This is a genomic window from Prochlorococcus sp. MIT2304 (assembly GCF_059772405.1).
The window spans coordinates 269,792-286,033 of the sequence record NZ_CM186286.1 but is presented as its reverse complement, the minus strand read 5'-3'; the positions used below and the strand labels follow the sequence as shown (position 1 = coordinate 286,033).

The following is a 16,242-nucleotide window of genomic DNA, read 5'->3' as shown; positions in this document are numbered from 1 at the left end:
ATCACAAGCCAAATAAATGACGATACTCGACCTAGCCCGAAGGACCAAAATCGTTGCCACAATAGGCCCCGCAACTGAGAGTGCGAGTCAAATAACTAAATTAGTAGAAGCAGGTGCTACTACATTTCGTCTAAATTTTAGCCATGGTGACCATGATGAACATGCTGAAAGGATAAAAACAATTAGACAAGTTTCAAATGATTTAGGAATTCACATTGGAATACTCCAAGATCTGCAGGGACCTAAGATTAGACTTGGAAAGTTTAAGAACGGTCCAGTTAATGTCAAAAATGGAGATAAGTTTATTCTTACATCAAAAAATATTGAATGTAATAAAGATCAGGCAAATGTCACTTATGACAAATTAGCTGAAGAAGTAAATGTAGGAAATAGGATTCTCTTGGACGACGGAAGAGTAGAAATGAAAGTTGAAAAAGTTGAACTAAAAGAACAAAGATTAATTTGCAAAGTAACTGTTGGCGGAGTGCTCTCCAATAACAAAGGAGTTAATTTTCCAGATGTTCAATTATCAATTAGGGCCTTAACAGAAAAAGATAAAAAAGATTTAGCATTTGGTCTAAAAAAAGGTGTTGATTGGGTAGCACTCAGTTTTGTAAGAAATCCATCAGATCTAATTGAAATAAAAGATTTAATTAGAAATCATGGTTTTGATACACCTGTAGTAGCAAAGATTGAAAAATTTGAAGCAATTGATCAAATAGATGCTGTTTTAAAACTTTGTGATGGAGTGATGGTTGCCAGAGGTGATCTTGGTGTTGAGATGCCTGCAGAAGAAGTTCCATTGCTACAAAAACAACTCATTAAAAAGGCCAATAGCCTTGGGATTCCAATCATAACTGCCACACAAATGCTTGATTCAATGGCTTCAAGCCCAAGGCCTACAAGAGCCGAAGTGAGTGATGTAGCAAATGCGATACTTGACGGTACAGATGCTGTGATGCTTTCCAATGAGACTGCTGTTGGTGATTATCCCATTGAAGCTGTAGCAACTATGGCCACTATTGCGAAAAGAATCGAAAGAGATTATCCGCAAAAAGCATTAGAAAGTCATCTTCCAAGCACTATCCCAAATGCAATAAGTGCAGCTGTAAGCAGTATTGCCAGACAAATCAACGCAGCCGCAATAATTCCTCTAACAAAAAGTGGCGCCACAGCAAAAAATGTAAGTAAATTTAGACCTGCTACTCCAGTGCTAGCGGTAACGAATGAAAGGGGTGTAGCGAGCACACTTCAACTTGTCTGGGGAGTCACGCCAATTTTGATTGAGAATCAAACAAGCACATCTAAAACATTTGATGATGCCATGGCTATGGCAAAAAAAATGAATATTTTAAAACAGGGTGATCTTGTAGTAGAGACAGCAGGGACCTTATCTGGAGTAAGTGGATCAACTGACCTAGTAAAAGTCGGGATAGTTAGTTCAGAAGAAGAAACTGAAACTTTATTTATTTAAAAAATATGAAAAGGAAACTCCCGCTTACTGAAACATCGGGAATGGCAATAAAAAATCTTAAATCTAATAAATTTAGAAGCCTATTAACAATGCTTGGAATAGTAATTGGTAATGCCTCGGTAATAACGCTTGTAGGAGTGGGCAGAGGCGCTCAAAATCTTGCAGAAAACCAGCTAAGCAATTTGGGAGCAAATGTTTTATTTGTCGTACCTGGGAATAATGACACAAGAAGAAGAGGAGTGGCTTTCCCTAAAAATCTTGTTCTTAAAGATGCAAAAGCCATAGAGGAACAAGTTCCAACTGTTAAAAGAGTAGCCCCTCAAATCTCAACAAATGAAGTCATACAAAGTGGGTCGAAAAGTACAAGTAGTTCTATTTCAGGAGTAACAAATGATTTTTTAGTTGTTAGAAGCTTTGAAATTGCTAAAGGTCGTTTTATTAATGATCAAGATACAAAAGGGGCCAAGAATGTAGTTGTTATAGGACCAGATCTTGAGGAGAAGCTATTTAATGAAAAAGAAGGCTTAGGGGAAAAAATAAGAATAAAAGATCAGTCTTTTGAAATTGTTGGAGTAATGAAACCTAAAGGTGCTGTTTTTGGAAGTAATCAAGATGAGAATGCATATATTCCTCTATCAACAATGGTCAGCAGAATTACTGGTAAGGATCCAACTTATGGAATCAGTCTTAGTTTCATAAGTGTTGAAGCCATAAATGAAAAATCAACAAAGGCTGCAAAATTTCAAATAACAAACTTATTAAGACAAAGACACAAAATCATTAGAGATGATGACTTTGCTGTTAGATCCCAAAAAGATGCTTTACAAATAGTATCGACAATTACAGGTGGTTTAACATTAATGCTTGCTGCGATAGGAGGAATATCATTGTTGGTTGGGGGAATAGGAATTATGAATATAATGCTGGTTTCTGTAAGTGAAAGAACTGAAGAGATTGGGCTTAGAAAAGCACTAGGAGCGAGAAGATTAGATATATCGACCCAATTCTTAATAGAATCATTGATTCTATCAAGTTTAGGTGGAATTGCTGGAACAGGCTTAGGACTTACAACTGTAAAGATAGTAGCTTTATTAACACCTTTACCAGCAACAATTGGATTTGGAACTATTTTCATAACAGTTATTATTTCAGGCACAATAGGTTTGACATTTGGTGTTCTTCCAGCAAAAAGAGCTGCAAAGCTCGATCCAATTACAGCATTAAGAAGTTTATAAGAACTAATCTTTACTAAAAAATAATTTTTCAAAATTTCATCTGCAAAAATTATTTTTTGAATATTTCTTAGAAACTGTTGGAATCATCCAACAGAAAGGGGCATTACACTACTAGAATCATCCAAAAAGTTTTAAGATTTATGGATAAGAAATGGAAAGTTATAGCTCTTTGGGTCTTACCCATAACGATAGTAGTTTTAATTACATGGCAAATACTTGGCTCCGCAACAAACAATCAGGTTAATCAAGCCGCTTCATCTTCAGCAGCAAGAACTGCACCAGTTGGGAAAATTAGTTACGGAAGGTTCCTTGATTATGTCAAGGCTGGAAGAGTCACATCAGTAGATATTTACGAAGGTGGTAGAAATGCAATCGTCGAATCAGTTGATCCGGAAATAGATAACAGAGTCCAAAGATTAAGAGTTGATCTTCCTGGATTGGCTCCTGAATTAGTTTCATCTTTAAAAGAAGAGGGAATAAGCTTTGACATCCATCCACCTAAAACTGCTCCAGCTGGTATTGGAATACTTGGCAATCTCTTATTTCCACTAATCCTTATTGGGGGTCTAATTTTACTCTCCAGGCGATCAAACTCAATGCCAGGTGGACCAGGGCAGGCAATGCAATTTGGAAAAACAAAGGCAAGATTTGCGATGGAAGCCGAGACAGGTGTCAAATTTGATGATGTAGCAGGAGTAAATGAAGCTAAGCAAGATTTAGAGGAGGTAGTTACTTTTTTAAAGCAACCTGAAAGATTTACCTCTGTTGGCGCTCAAATTCCTAGAGGGGTATTACTAGTTGGGCCCCCAGGAACAGGAAAAACACTCTTAGCTAAAGCAATCGCTGGTGAGGCAGGAGTACCTTTTTTCTCCCTTTCAGGATCAGAATTTGTAGAAATGTTTGTTGGCGTTGGTGCCAGCAGAGTTAGGGATTTATTCAAAAGAGCCAAAGAAAACAGCCCTTGCTTAATTTTTATTGATGAAATTGATGCAGTCGGAAGACAGAGAGGTGCTGGAATTGGAGGTGGAAACGATGAAAGAGAACAAACTCTTAATCAACTACTTACTGAAATGGATGGGTTTGAAGGAAATAGTGGAATCATTATCATTGCAGCAACAAACAGACCTGATGTTCTTGACTCAGCATTGATGAGACCAGGAAGATTTGATAGACAGGTGACTGTTGACGCGCCAGATATTTCAGGAAGATTATCAATACTTAAAGTACACTCTAGAAATAAAAAATTAGAAAAAGACTTAACTTTAGAAAGCATCGCAAGAAGAACTCCTGGTTTTACCGGAGCAGATCTAGCAAATTTATTAAATGAAGCAGCTATTCTTACAGCAAGGAGAAGGAAAAATCAGATAGGTCTCTCTGAAATTGATGACGCCGTTGATAGAATTATCGCTGGAATGGAAGGAACTCCTCTTGTTGATGGAAGAAGTAAAAGACTAATTGCATATCATGAGGTTGGTCACGCTTTAATTGGTTCTCTAGTCAAAGATCATGATCCTGTTCAAAAAGTCACAGTTATTCCCAGGGGACAGGCGCAAGGTTTAACGTGGTTCTCACCTGATGATGACCAAACATTAATTAGTAGAGCTCAATTAAAAGCTAGAATCATGGGAGCGCTAGGTGGACGTGCTGCAGAAGATATCATTTTTGGAAGAGAAGAAGTAACAACTGGTGCTGGAGGTGATGTTCAAATGGTCGCATCCATGGCAAGACAAATGGTTACTCGATTTGGCATGAGTAGTCTTGGACCCGTTTCATTAGAAGGGGATAGTCAAGAAGTGTTTGTTGGAAGAAGTCTAATGAATACATCTGACATATCAGATGAAATCTCAAAGCAAATTGATGAGCAAGTCAGGTCAATAGTTAAAAAATGCTATGAAGAAACACTTGAACTGGTATCAAAAAATAGATCAGCAATGGATAAATTAGTTGAGATATTAATTGAGAAAGAAACTATGGATGGAGACGAATTTTGCGAAATATTGTCAAATTATACTGATATCCCTGAAAAAGACAGGTTTATACCAGTATTGCCAGATAAAGAGAAGTAAGGCCTAGACTGAATTAATAGGCCTTTTATTAAAAACATTGTCTATAATTCCGTATTCCACAGCTTCAGTGGGAGACATGTAAAAATCCCTGTCTGTATCTTCCCTGATTCTCTCAAGAGGTTGACCAGTCCTTTCTGACAATTCCTTATTCAACTTGTCCTTAATAAATAATATTTCATCTGCTTGAATCCTGATGTCACTAGCTTGCCCTCTAGCTCCTCCAAGTGGTTGATGAATCATTATTCTCGAATGAAGCAAACTGCTTCTCTTTCCTTTCGCGCCAGCGCATAACAAAAAAGCTCCCATACTGGCAGCAAGACCAACACAAACAGTATGTATGTCAGGCTTAACATGTTGCATGGTGTCAAAGATACCAAGGCCATCATAAACAGATCCACCTGGTGAGTTGATATAGAGAAAAATATCTTTATCGGGATCATCAGCTTCTAAGAAAAGCAGTTGAGCAACAATGCGGTTTGCAGAATCACTTGTTACTGGTTCACCCAAAAACACTATTCTTTCCCTTAGGAGCCTTGAATAAATGTCAAAGGCTCTTTCTCCTCTTCCAGATTCTTCAATAACAATTGGAATCATCGAACGATGTGATGGTCGGTTTTCATGATCCTAGCTAAGTCACGGGGTAAGCTAAGGTTCTTAAGAATTATCTAGGTTTGGCATTGAGCGTTAGAGCAACAATTTCAGACAGCAAATCTGATTTCCATAAGGAATTTCCTTATGTCATTCCATCAATTTATAGAAAACTCGCAGACGAACTGCTTGTTGAACTTCATTTGTTAAGTCATCAAAAAAACTTTAAAAATGACGCCATTTTTGCAACTGGATTAAAGGAAATATTCAGTAAATTCACTAATGGATATAAGCCTAGCGAACATACAGAGAAACTTTTCGACGCTATTTGCAATTGCAATGGCTTTAATCCTACAGAAATCAAAAGCTCTTCTGAACAATTAATAAATAAAGTAAAAGAATTCACAAAAGATGATCTAATGAATTTTTTATCAACAAAAGAAAAAGGAACAAAAGAAGAAAATTACTATAGCCGTATAAATGCAATTGGTATCTACAAGTTGGTTAATGAGATACCTTCACTTAAGGACCTAAAAGAAGAAGATATTAATAAGGAGATAGTAAATATTTCTAATTCACTTGGCTACCAAAATTCAAGAGTAGAAAAAGATATAAGTATGTATAAGTCAAATATTGAGAAAATGAAACAAGCATTAGAAATTATCGCATTAAACGTAAAATCCAAATAATAATTCTATTAATTATTTTCTTCTCTTATCCTTCCAATCAATATAACTAATGTAAATCACACTTATTGTTATAAATGAAAGTAGAAAAATAGAAAAAAAAGATAGAAAGCTATAGAAATTAAAATCTATAGACATCACAATTACTAAATATCAATTGAACCATCACCATTTCTACCCCAAACAACCATTGCTATAGAAAAAGTGAAAATAGCAGCCAAAGATGCCCAACCCAATGTGAAGATCATTACATTTTTAATTTTATTCAATTATAACTTACTAGATAGGTTTGAATTGTGTACCTATAAAAAAACTATACCCAATTAAGAAATCATACGAAAATCATTAAATCTATGGGAAGACTTGTTCAAAACCACAGCACGCACATAAAAGGCTTAATCAAATGGTTAAAAAAGATATCAGAAAAAGATGAAATCAAGACAGTTACACCTGCTTCGCTGTCAAAAACCAACGGTAGAGGTGAAAATCTTATTCTAAAAGTAACTGTTAAAACAAGTGAAGGATATAAGCTCCTAGCAAGAAAGGGTAAGCTCGTACAAGAGGTATTTCTTGTGACAAACTTAGACGAGAGTAAAGTTAAAGAAATTTTAGAAGAAACTAATCCGAAGCCTTCTCGGAAAAAGAAAGGTTTTTAGATGTAGATGGGTGAAAATATGACATTTTATTTTGCTTAGAAACAGATTCAGAAAGTTCTCGTATTATTTCTTCTTTGATCATATTCATAGCCGAATCAATTTCGTAAAGGTTATCTGCCATGGAAACAATAATTTTTTATAATTTAATCGCAAAAACAAAAGAAACTCTATTAATTAATAAAAAAATCAGATTTATAAAAACTAAAGCTTTATTGTGCTACAAATTCAATTAGAAAATTAGATTCTTAGGAAAAATATAATTAACTAAATTTTTATCTAATTATCGACAGATATAAATAAGTAAGAACAGCAATAAAAAGAATATAAACTATAGCTCATATTCATCTTTAAATTTATCCAAATTAGTCAAATAGAGTTGATGAAGGTTAGTAGTATCATCATTAAAACCCACGTCTTTATACATTTGATCAAGAGACATATAGGCACTCATTACAGGTAAAAAAGCAGATTTATATTCTTCTTGAATATCATCCTCATCTATATCATGAATTATTGCTGTAATCAATTCAATTTGCTTCTTGGCTAATGAAATGTTTTTCTCTAATTCAGGACTAAGTTTACGTCTTTTTTTTGCCATGAATACAATTCATCTTAAAAAAAATAATACACTATTTATATTCGAAAAATCAATGAGAGAAGTCATGGAATGTAAAAACAAGTTAAATAAGAGTAAATACTCATAAAAGCCATAGAAGAGTATTCCATTTTTATAAAAATGGTATATATTTTAGTTGGTATAATATTGATGTGATATTAGCCCAAAACATTGTTAGTAAAGGGCTATCTAATCTTACTATCACTATGAAAAGTAATTCAGATAAAAATCAAACTAAACTGCCATGGTGGGTCGAACTTTTGTTTGTTCAAATCGGGTTACCTGATTCATGGCTTTCAAAATATCTCAAGAAGAAAAAACAAACATTGAATTTTATTGATCTAAATAAGAAATATATAGCCTATTCTGCCTTATTAATTGCAGGTGTATTGTACATATACCCAATAGTAAGATACACATCATCAAGTGCTTCATGCATAGATAAAACCACAAAATATCTAAAATCAAGCAGAGTAAATAAATCTCAAAATGAAATGGATATAAATTCGATGGCAGTTGGATATTGTCATGGTGGTACTTTACCAGAATAATTAGTTTTTAAATTTCTTTTCACCGTCAATATCATATGTAGGTTTTTTTTCAGGAGACTTTCCTTCAAGTAAAGGAATTAAGCCCGAAATCAACCTACCAAATACTGGCACCCAAATGTTCTTGTAAGCATTTTTAAGTACCTTATTCATTTTTGTTTTTTAATATTATAGATAATATAATATTATTTACTAACATTTATCAATAAGAACTGATTGTCAAATTTTTTAATAGACTTGAATAAAGGTCTAATATTTAAAGCATTTAAACTATTGATATCGGAAGTAATTAAATATTTATAGTTACTAATATCATCTAACTTTTGAACGACTTGGGAGGAAGGCAAATAAAATGATAATAAAGTCCGGATTTTACTTTCAACTTCAAATAAATAAATAGTGTTTGAGGTGATAATCGAAGATACAAGCTCATCTCTTAAAAATAACTTTATACTTAAGTTTGGACTACCAAGTAGACCAAAGTTAAACAGCAACAAGATAGAAATATATTGAGGTATAATTATACTATAGAAGAAATTGATTAAGTCTCTTCGAAAATCATATATATTAAAAAGAAGTTGAATTGATCTAATATAAGATAGTATTAAAAATAAAGATACTAAATATATTAACGAGTTATTTCCATTAGAATGCTCTATTATAAAATCATTGTAATTAAAAATAAAGAATAATATAATAGATGTTATTAATATAATTAACAAGGATAATAAATATTTAATGCTCGTTTTAGAAAATGAGTATCTTAATGTATTTGATGTAAGCAAGACGGCAAACAAAATTGATAAAGAAGGTAAGAGAAAAAGGTAATAATGTGGATATGTGGTCGACATGCATAATAAAATTAATAAAGATATAAGAGGGTAAGAATAAATTAATAATGGATATTTAATTTTTTCCCTTGGTCTAGTAAAAACAAAAAGGATAATAAATAATATACCAACTGGAAAAGTTAAATACAGAAAATTAAAAGGTATAAGTAATAAATTGCCAAAGTCAAAGTCTCCAATAGCTTGTTTCCTTACAAAATCAAAGAGCGATGTAATTCCATTGACCCCAAACTTTTGAAATGAAAAATAAAGATTAAAGTAAGTTGGAATTGAGCCAATTAATATTCCAGTAGCAAAAAGTATTTTCAAAAGATTATCCTTATTTTTTAAGTTATAATAAATAAAAGGTGAGAGTCCTATCAAAGGAACAAATGTCATATAACTTCTAAGAAAAAAAGAAGTAGAAATAAAAAAACCAGAAATTAATATATAAAAACACTTTCTTATGTATTGCAAAGAATCTAGAGATTTAAGAAAAAATAAAATTGTCAAAAGGATACACAATACGAATGGAATATCTGGACTCGCATATCTTGAATATTGAATCCACAATGGCATTGAAGAAAGTGAAAATAAAGAAATCAATGCAGACTTTTTGTCTGTAATTTTTACTGCAATTAAGTACGAGCTAATCAAACAAAGGAATGAAGAAATGATACTTGGAATTCTTAGAGCTAGTTCACTACTTCCAAACAACCTAATGGCTAATGCTATTAACCAATAACTTCCTAATGTCTTATGATGAGGGGAAGGGAATGGAGGTGAAAACCAGTTTTCAGAGTTTTCAATCAACCTAGCTCTTCTAGCGTAAAGCCCCTCATCATGAGCGACGAGGCTTTGAGTAGAAAAGTCGATAAGAAAATAAAGTAAACTACAAAAAATAACAACAAGTAGTGGTAAGATAATTCTCTTATTCTTTGAGAAAAAATTAGTAACTCCTACTTTAATTTTTATATAGCTAATAACATTAGATGGAAGAATTTGCATTTTTGAATATGATTAAAAATTCATACGTTCAATTTTAATGAACCATACTTTAAATTAAATTATATCCTTAGTAATTTGATTTGGGAATCTATGAGGCTGTGAATTAATAACATCATGTATAATAATAGATATTTTAAGACATAGAAAAGATGGCAACCGCAAAGGAAAAGAAAGAAGAAGTAAAAGCGTCTCTAAAGATTTTACGTGCAGAACTTAGAAAAATGCATTTAGGCGTAACAGAAGAGCTATCACTCCCAGAGCCAACAGAAGTTAAAAAATTAATGACTCAAATGGAGGAGCTATTATTAGTGATTGAACCCAAGTCATCTCGGAAGGCAAAAAAGTAAGATAACAGTCCAATTATTTTTTTTAGAAGTTTTAACTGACTGTAAAAGCTCGAATAAACAAAATTATTATTTATTCGAGCTTTTTTTATTCTTAGTAAAAAGAATAGGGCTTGAAATTAATATTGTAATAGCAAGAGGGTGTTCAAAAATAGTATAAAAGAAAGTAGAGAAAGTGAAAAAATCTATTAATATCCTGAGGTCAGTTCTTAAATCATAAATTGATAGTAAAATTAGAATAATTTGTAACCAATTATATTTTATATAAACAAATATTTTATCTATAGAAATGAAGAACATATTCAATCATTCAAGCTGTTTGTTGCTGGTTATTGATAACAATGAAGGTGCTAAAGCTATACTCGACCAAGAACCGGCTATAACACCTATTAATAAAGCAAATGCGAACCAATACAATGTTGATCCACCCCAAATCAATATACATATTAAAGGAAGTAGTGTGGTAAGACTTGTATATAGAGTCCTAGTTAACGTTGCACTAACAGCTTTATCAATTTGATACTTAAAACTTAATTGTTTCTCTACTAAACTTTTTTCTCTGATCCTGTCAAAAACTACAACAGTATTGTTTACTGAATAACCTGCAATTGTCAAAAGAGAAACAGCGAACAAAGAGTCGACCTCTACATTAAAGAAATATCCCAACCATGCAAATACACCGCAAACAATAAGTATGTCATGCAAAAGTGCAAATAAAGCTAGGAATGAGTATCTTCGGTCATATCTAAAGTTAATATATAAAGCTATTCCAAGGAAAGCAAAGATAAGAGAAATTAAACTACTTTTAAGTAACTGCTTCCCAAGACTTGGACCAATAATTTCAACTGAAGTATTTTCATTGTTAAACGGGCCAAAAGATTTATTAATCACTGACACTACAGACTCAGATTGAGCTGCAGATAAAAATGGAAGCCTGATGGATATTAACTTTGAATTATCGAGTAATTGTATTTGTGACCTAGTTAAATTAGGAGATGTATTTGAAATAAAGTTTTTATCTAGATTTCTTAGACCTGTTATCTTATTAGATATATCACTTGTATTTAAAGTAATACATTCATCAGCACAACTCCTCTCTAAGGTTATTTGAGTTCCTCCGGTATAATCTAAACCAAGATTTAAAGGTGCCTTAATAGAAGTAGTTTTAAGGCAAATTAGCATCCCAATTATTGATATTAAACATAAAGAAAATGAAACAAGCCAAACATTTTTTCTATTTTTATAGAGTTGAACATTAAAATAAGAATTCATAATTTAGTTGATTTGAATTAGTTGTTATTGAACGTTGGTAGATGGTGATGAAATCTGATTAGGGTTAATAAAGTTAGAAATTTTTCTAAGGCCTTGATAACTCATTAGGAACTTCAATATTGCTTTTGTACATGTTAAGGCCGTAAACAAGCTCAACACAACACCAATACCCAAGGTAGCTGCGAAACCTTTTACAAATCCAGTACCCAAATAAAATAATGTTATACAGCTTATCAAAGTGGTTAAATGACCATCAATTATTGATGAAAAAGCGTTTTTAAAACTTGCGTCTATTGATCGAATCAAAGTATTTCCATTGCGCAATTCTTCCTTTAATCTTTCAAAAATAAGAACATTAGCGTCAACAGCCATTCCTATGCTTAAGATAAATCCCGCTATACCTGGAAGAGTAAGAGTCACTGGGAGTAGTGCATAAATAGAGAGGGTGAATAGCGAGTAAAAAGACAATGCCAAGACGGCAACAAATCCAGCTAGTTTATAGATAAAGATCATAAAAACACCTACAAAAAGCAAGCCTGTGAGGGCAGCAAAAAGACTAAGACGGATATTTTGAGTCCCTAGAGAAGGACCTATCGTTCTTATCTGAATAATCTCAATAGGTAGAGGCAAAGCTCCTCCCCTTAATTGAACTTCTAAATTTCTAGCATCATCAGCAGTAAAATTGCCGCTTATTGTTGCTGCACCACCAGTAATGCCGGCAGTTTCAAATTGCTTACCAACACTTGCTTCGCTATATGAAATACCATCAATAATAATTCCAAGCAATCTAGGGGTGCCAGCTATAGATTTTGTGAGGTCTGCAAATAATTCACCTCCTTCATTATTGAAGCTTAAAGTAACTTCCCAATTATTAGTATTTTGATCTTGTCGTCTGCCTGCATTTGTAAGATATTTTCCAGTTAATGATGTTGGTTCAAACAGAGCTGCAATGTCAGTACTTATTTTATTCCTTAAAAGATTAAACTGATCTAAATTTAGTATCTGATCGGATTGAATATTATATTTTTCAAATAATTGATTAATTTCCTTGTTAATATTGATCTCCTTTATTAATTGGGCTGAATTATTATTCTCTTCTAATAATTTAATAATAGATTCAACGCTATTTCGTTGATTTTGTAAGTCTCTTAACAGCGCCGCTGTCCCATTTTTCTGAATTCTGAATTCCAATAGAGCAGTTTCTCCTAATACCTTCGCTGCCGCGGAGGGATCTTGCTCTCCAGGAAGTTCTAATAACAATTGGTTTGTTCCTACTGTTTGAAGTTGTGAATCTGAAACTCCTAATCCGTTTACCCTCTTATCAAGGACAGCTTTTACCCCTTCAATTTCGTTGGGGGTAATTTTTGTAATTTCCTCAGTAGGTTGAACCTCTAGAGTAAGTTGACTACCTCCGCGTAGATCCAATCCTAATTGGAATGGTATATTGGTGCATATGAAAATACTTAATACTGCAAAAATGATAACTATAAAAAACCAATAGTTTTTTCTACCCATTATTAATCAACTCCACCATTATTAATAATTTTTTCTGCAGCGTCTACTATTTGATGAGGTTGAATAATAGTTAAGTTTTCTAAGTTTCCATTATAAGGAGTTGGAATATCCTGACTGCTTAAACGAACAGGAGGAGAATCTAAATCATCGAAGCAATTCTCAGTAATCAATGACATTAACTCAGCGGCAATACCACCTGTTTTCATACACTCTTCAACAATTATTACTCTATGAGTTTTTCTAATAGATTTAGATATGGTTTCCATATCAAAAGGCTTAAGGCTAATTAAATCAATCAATTCAGCATCAATTCCTTTCCCTTCAAGAAGTTCAACTGCTTTCAAGCAGTGGTGACGCATTCTCGAATAAGTCAAAATCGTAATGTCACTTCCTTGCTTTACAAGATCGGCTTGATCTAAGGCACAGACATAATCACCCTCAGGAAGCTCTTCAGTAAGGTTGTAAAGAAGAACATGTTCAAAAAAGAGAACAGGATTATTGTCTCTAATAGCAGCCTTCATTAGACCTTTAGCATTCGTGGGAGTACTACAAGCCACAATTTTGATACCAGGAACAGCATGAAAATAGGCTTCAAGTCTTTGACTGTGTTCAGCACCTAATTGCCTTCCAACGCCACCAGGACCTCTAACAACTGTTGGAATAGTAAAATTTCCACCGCTCGTATATCTAAGCATTCCCATATTGTTGGATATTTGGTTAAACGCAAGTAACAAAAACCCCATATTCATCCCTTCCACAATTGGTCTTAACCCTGTCATAGCAGCACCAACAGCCATACCAGTAAAACTATTTTCAGCGATTGGTGTATCTAAGACTCTGAACTCTCCGTATTTTTCATACAGATCTTTTGTAACCTTATAAGAGCCGCCATATTGTCCGACATCCTCTCCCATTACACAGACCAAAGGATCTCTGTCCATTTCTTCATCAATTGCTTCACGAAGAGCATTAAATAAAAGAGTCCCTTTCACAGAATTAACAGATCGTCCGGATTACCGGTTTGTTATTCCAAACTATCTCAATCAGTGCCTAATTACCCACCTGCCGCAAAAGTCGATAACAGCAATATGGAGAGCAACATTCCAGGAGAGAGTAATAAAACGAGAAGTCCTAAATCATGAAGAGTCATAGAAACATCTAAATATGACAATTTAATAGTTAAATCCTAATCAGTTTTGTCCTTGTTGCCTTCAATCAAACTTCGAATAAATACTAAAAACAAACCAAGTCCAATAAAACCAAAGGTAAAAGTTGAAAGAAAACTAATTCCAATAATTAGTGTTTTAAAACCAGAAGCAATACTCTGGGCAATTGGCGAAGAATAATTCGGTGTATGAATCGAAAAATATAAAACTATTTTTTTACTAATAAAGAGGCTTATAAAGCCAAAAGATAAACTGGTAATAGAACCTGAGAGAAAGCTTAAGGGACCTTTCTTTGGTTCAGAACTAGCGGAAGATATTGAACTTGCTGATGAATTAGCTAAATCATCAGATTCATTTTTAAACCCATTACTAGGTGAATTCATTTCTTAATTGAACTCCATTAGATTTCATTGAACATGCCCAAGCGGATAAACCAGCTTTTTCAAATTCATTAACATGTTCATTTAGTACTGTATTTGCTTGCTTATAATTTTCAAACAAGGCAAAACAACTTGGACCAGAACCACTCATTGAAACAAGACGGGAATCAGGTAACCGAGACAATATATTTAAAGACTTTTCAACCTCTGGTGACAGAGGGCAAACAACTTTTTGCAAATCATTTTGTACTTTTTTTCGATTATCTAAAAGCGACTGATCCGACCAGTTAATTGATCTGACAATGTTTCTCTTGATTTCAAAATCCCTATCATTTTCAAGATATCTATTCCCAAACTCTTCTTTATATTTTTTATATGCAACTGGTGTAGAAACTTGTATAGAAGGATCTTTAACTAAAATGAGACCTAAATCAAAACGATCAAGATTTAATCTTTCTAAGATTTCTCCTCGACCAAAACATATCTGTCTACCTCCTGATACGCAAAAAGGTATATCCGATCCGATTTCTTTTGATAACTTCTCTAATTCAGAAATCTCAAGATTTAATTTCCAGAGCTTATTTAATCCAACTAATGTTGCAGCCGCATCAGCAGATCCACCCGCTAATCCTGCTCCAATAGGAATATTTTTTACAAGTTCAATATCAGCGCCTAATTGAGTATTTCCAACTTTATTTCTCAATAGCCTGGCAGCTTTTATTATTAAATTATCATCACCATTACTAATCTCATTAGTATTTGTTTTTAGAGTAATATTATTATCTTCATTCTTTACCATCCTCAACTGATCACTTAAATTAATACTTTGCATAACCATTGCCAATTCATGAAAGCCATCGTCCCTAATCCCTAAGACTTCTAAATGTAGATTAATTTTTGCATGTGCTTCTGCAATAAGAACATCTTCATTTTCTTTGGGAGGAAACATTTTCAATAACACACGTTTCTTTTAAAGCTTTTGCCAAGGCAAACCAATTGGAAGGTGAAATTTCCTGTGGTCTTTGATCAAGACTAATACCTCTATGGGCGAAAAATTCCTCTATCTGATCATTGGGAGTAACAAAACTTCCAATCGTGTTTCTTAATTTCTTTCTTCTACCACTAAATGCATGCTTCAAAAGTTTCTCTAATAAATTTCCTATCTCATAAAACTCTGGATCACTAGGTACAAAGGGCTTTATCATGACTACTTTGGAATCGACCTTTGGTGCCGGTTGAAAACATTTAGAGGGCACATCGCAAACGTTCTGACATTTTGCTAGAAGCTGAATACGTACGCTTAAAGCACTAAAATTACTACTTCCTGGCAAAGCAACAAGTCTTTGTGCAACTTCTTTTTGCACAAGTAAAACTAAAGTTTCAAAACGATTGTCAGGGGCTTTTCTTAATTCACCAATCAATCTTTTTAATAGTGGGCCCGTAATGTTGTATGGAATATTAGCGACTACTTTGTTAATAATCAGTCCATTTTCAGCTTCTAGTGGAACAGATAGAACATCCCCCTCTCTCAAACCAAATTTATTTTGATGACTAAAACGTTTCTTCAAACCAAAGACCAAATCTCTATCCAACTCAATTGCTTGGATGAATTTTGCTTGGGATTCAATTAATTTTTCAGTTAAAGCACCTTTACCTGGACCAACTTCTAATACGCAATCTTCGGAATTCAATTCAGCAGCCTTAACTATTTGATTCAAGACATCTTGATCATTCAACCAATGCTGACCAAAACGTTTTCTAGGAATATGCCTAAAATTATTCAAAGCGTTATCACCCATACGAACAATCCCAAAACCTCATTAGAAAAGATCACATATTTCACTCAAGTAAAAATAAATTA

General features: G+C 33.4%; 17 protein-coding genes and 1 pseudogene. 7 read left to right on the top strand and 11 right to left on the bottom strand.

Annotated features, from left to right (window positions below; genetic code table 11):
• Positions 1-16 precede the first annotated feature (16 nt).
• The 3 genes and pseudogenes from pyk to ftsH form a co-directional block, all read left to right on the top strand.
• Positions 17-1,441: pseudogene (pyk, locus tag AC6EIY_RS01520) on the top strand (pyruvate kinase); the annotation flags it as partial.
• 38 nt (positions 1,442-1,479) lie between these two features.
• A complete protein-coding gene (locus AC6EIY_RS01515; protein WP_498507204.1) occupies positions 1,480-2,709 on the top strand; it encodes an ABC transporter permease in 1,230 nt (409 codons plus the stop codon).
• Between the two features lie 140 nt (positions 2,710-2,849).
• Positions 2,850-4,775: an ATP-dependent zinc metalloprotease FtsH gene (ftsH, locus tag AC6EIY_RS01510; protein ID WP_498507203.1), complete on the top strand. Its 1,926-nt coding sequence runs from the start codon at positions 2,850-2,852 to the stop codon at positions 4,773-4,775.
• 3 nt (positions 4,776-4,778) lie between these two features.
• Here the strand turns inward: ftsH and clpP are convergent, their stop codons facing one another.
• Positions 4,779-5,369, bottom strand: coding sequence for an ATP-dependent Clp endopeptidase proteolytic subunit ClpP (clpP, locus tag AC6EIY_RS01505; protein WP_498507202.1), 591 nt, complete (start codon positions 5,367-5,369; stop codon positions 4,779-4,781).
• 83 nt (positions 5,370-5,452) lie between these two features.
• On the opposite strand from clpP, the gene psb29 reads away from it, so the two are divergent.
• A complete protein-coding gene (psb29, locus tag AC6EIY_RS01500) occupies positions 5,453-6,052 on the top strand; it encodes a photosystem II biogenesis protein Psp29 (RefSeq protein WP_498508135.1) in 600 nt (199 codons plus the stop codon).
• Positions 6,053-6,195: 143 nt separating this feature from the next.
• Here the strand turns inward: psb29 and petN are convergent, their stop codons facing one another.
• Entirely contained in the window at positions 6,196-6,297 is a 102-nt protein-coding gene (gene petN / locus AC6EIY_RS01495; protein WP_071841048.1) for a cytochrome b6-f complex subunit PetN, read from the bottom strand.
• Positions 6,298-6,402: 105 nt separating this feature from the next.
• Here petN and AC6EIY_RS01490 point away from each other — a divergent pair, with 105 nt between their 5' ends.
• Positions 6,403-6,705 (top strand): DUF2103 domain-containing protein, encoded by a 303-nt coding sequence (locus tag AC6EIY_RS01490; RefSeq protein WP_498507200.1) that lies wholly within the window; start codon positions 6,403-6,405, stop codon positions 6,703-6,705.
• A gap of 328 nt (positions 6,706-7,033) precedes the next feature.
• Here AC6EIY_RS01490 and AC6EIY_RS01485 read toward each other — a convergent pair whose 3' ends face one another.
• Positions 7,034-7,303, bottom strand: coding sequence for a hypothetical protein (locus AC6EIY_RS01485; RefSeq protein ID WP_498507199.1), 270 nt, complete (start codon positions 7,301-7,303; stop codon positions 7,034-7,036).
• 224 nt (positions 7,304-7,527) lie between these two features.
• On the opposite strand from AC6EIY_RS01485, the gene AC6EIY_RS01480 reads away from it, so the two are divergent.
• Complete coding sequence (locus tag AC6EIY_RS01480; protein WP_498507198.1) at positions 7,528-7,872, top strand: hypothetical protein; 345 nt, start codon at positions 7,528-7,530, stop codon at positions 7,870-7,872.
• Here the strand turns inward: AC6EIY_RS01480 and AC6EIY_RS01475 are convergent, their stop codons facing one another.
• Both AC6EIY_RS01475 and AC6EIY_RS01470 read right to left on the bottom strand, forming a co-directional pair.
• Positions 7,873-8,022, bottom strand: a complete 150-nt coding sequence (locus AC6EIY_RS01475) for a hypothetical protein (protein WP_498507197.1) — start codon at positions 8,020-8,022, stop codon at positions 7,873-7,875.
• 32 nt (positions 8,023-8,054) lie between these two features.
• Entirely contained in the window at positions 8,055-9,704 is a 1,650-nt protein-coding gene (locus AC6EIY_RS01470) for an ArnT family glycosyltransferase (protein ID WP_498507196.1), read from the bottom strand.
• Between the two features lie 149 nt (positions 9,705-9,853).
• On the opposite strand from AC6EIY_RS01470, the gene AC6EIY_RS01465 reads away from it, so the two are divergent.
• The gene (locus tag AC6EIY_RS01465; RefSeq protein ID WP_498507195.1) at positions 9,854-10,051 is read left to right on the top strand and encodes a DUF8635 family protein; all 198 of its coding nucleotides are present in this window, start codon (positions 9,854-9,856) and stop codon (positions 10,049-10,051) included.
• Between the two features lie 303 nt (positions 10,052-10,354).
• On the opposite strand, the gene secF is transcribed toward AC6EIY_RS01465, so the two are convergent.
• The 6 genes from secF to rsmA all read right to left on the bottom strand — a co-directional run bounded on the left by secF (position 10,355) and on the right by rsmA (position 16,180).
• The gene (gene secF / locus AC6EIY_RS01460) at positions 10,355-11,320 is read right to left on the bottom strand and encodes a protein translocase subunit SecF (protein WP_498507194.1); all 966 of its coding nucleotides are present in this window, start codon (positions 11,318-11,320) and stop codon (positions 10,355-10,357) included.
• Between the two features lie 24 nt (positions 11,321-11,344).
• Entirely contained in the window at positions 11,345-12,835 is a 1,491-nt protein-coding gene (gene secD / locus AC6EIY_RS01455) for a protein translocase subunit SecD (RefSeq protein ID WP_498507193.1), read from the bottom strand.
• A gap of 2 nt (positions 12,836-12,837) precedes the next feature.
• Positions 12,838-13,776 carry a pyruvate dehydrogenase complex E1 component subunit beta gene (locus AC6EIY_RS01450; RefSeq protein ID WP_498508134.1) on the bottom strand — a complete coding sequence of 313 codons (939 nt, stop codon included), beginning with the start codon at positions 13,774-13,776 and terminating at the stop codon, positions 12,838-12,840.
• 245 nt (positions 13,777-14,021) lie between these two features.
• A complete protein-coding gene (locus tag AC6EIY_RS01445) occupies positions 14,022-14,384 on the bottom strand; it encodes a DUF3082 domain-containing protein (protein ID WP_498507192.1) in 363 nt (120 codons plus the stop codon).
• On the bottom strand, positions 14,371-15,330 hold the full coding sequence (gene ispE, locus AC6EIY_RS01440; protein WP_498507191.1) for a 4-(cytidine 5'-diphospho)-2-C-methyl-D-erythritol kinase: 960 nt from the start codon (positions 15,328-15,330) through the stop codon (positions 14,371-14,373). The genes AC6EIY_RS01445 and ispE overlap by 14 nt, the downstream gene beginning before the upstream one ends.
• A complete protein-coding gene (gene rsmA, locus AC6EIY_RS01435) occupies positions 15,308-16,180 on the bottom strand; it encodes a 16S rRNA (adenine(1518)-N(6)/adenine(1519)-N(6))-dimethyltransferase RsmA (RefSeq protein WP_498507190.1) in 873 nt (290 codons plus the stop codon). Before rsmA ends, ispE begins: the two co-directional genes overlap by 23 nt.
• Positions 16,181-16,242: the final 62 nt, after the last annotated feature.

Excerpts from the sequence above, each read along its gene's own strand:
- secD (WP_498507193.1), bottom strand. The coding sequence starts at position 12,835 with ATGGGTAGAAAAAACTATTGGTTTTTTATAGTTATCATTTTTGCAGTA.
- AC6EIY_RS01445 (WP_498507192.1), bottom strand. The coding sequence starts at position 14,384 with ATGAATTCACCTAGTAATGGGTTTAAAAATGAATCTGATGATTTAGCT.
- AC6EIY_RS01465 (WP_498507195.1), top strand. The coding sequence starts at position 9,854 with ATGGCAACCGCAAAGGAAAAGAAAGAAGAAGTAAAAGCGTCTCTAAAG.
- AC6EIY_RS01470 (WP_498507196.1), bottom strand. The coding sequence starts at position 9,704 with ATGCAAATTCTTCCATCTAATGTTATTAGCTATATAAAAATTAAAGTA.
- secF (WP_498507194.1), bottom strand. The coding sequence starts at position 11,320 with ATGAATTCTTATTTTAATGTTCAACTCTATAAAAATAGAAAAAATGTT.
- ispE (WP_498507191.1), bottom strand. The coding sequence starts at position 15,330 with ATGTTTCCTCCCAAAGAAAATGAAGATGTTCTTATTGCAGAAGCACAT.
- rsmA (WP_498507190.1), bottom strand. The coding sequence starts at position 16,180 with ATGGGTGATAACGCTTTGAATAATTTTAGGCATATTCCTAGAAAACGT.
- AC6EIY_RS01515 (WP_498507204.1), top strand. The coding sequence starts at position 1,480 with ATGAAAAGGAAACTCCCGCTTACTGAAACATCGGGAATGGCAATAAAA.
- AC6EIY_RS01450 (WP_498508134.1), bottom strand. The coding sequence starts at position 13,776 with ATGGACAGAGATCCTTTGGTCTGTGTAATGGGAGAGGATGTCGGACAA.
- AC6EIY_RS01485 (WP_498507199.1), bottom strand. The coding sequence starts at position 7,303 with ATGGCAAAAAAAAGACGTAAACTTAGTCCTGAATTAGAGAAAAACATT.
- AC6EIY_RS01475 (WP_498507197.1), bottom strand. The coding sequence starts at position 8,022 with ATGAATAAGGTACTTAAAAATGCTTACAAGAACATTTGGGTGCCAGTA.
- AC6EIY_RS01480 (WP_498507198.1), top strand. The coding sequence starts at position 7,528 with ATGAAAAGTAATTCAGATAAAAATCAAACTAAACTGCCATGGTGGGTC.
- AC6EIY_RS01490 (WP_498507200.1), top strand. The coding sequence starts at position 6,403 with ATGGGAAGACTTGTTCAAAACCACAGCACGCACATAAAAGGCTTAATC.
- petN (WP_071841048.1), bottom strand. The coding sequence starts at position 6,297 with ATGATCTTCACATTGGGTTGGGCATCTTTGGCTGCTATTTTCACTTTT.
- ftsH (WP_498507203.1), top strand. The coding sequence starts at position 2,850 with ATGGATAAGAAATGGAAAGTTATAGCTCTTTGGGTCTTACCCATAACG.
- clpP (WP_498507202.1), bottom strand. The coding sequence starts at position 5,369 with ATGATTCCAATTGTTATTGAAGAATCTGGAAGAGGAGAAAGAGCCTTT.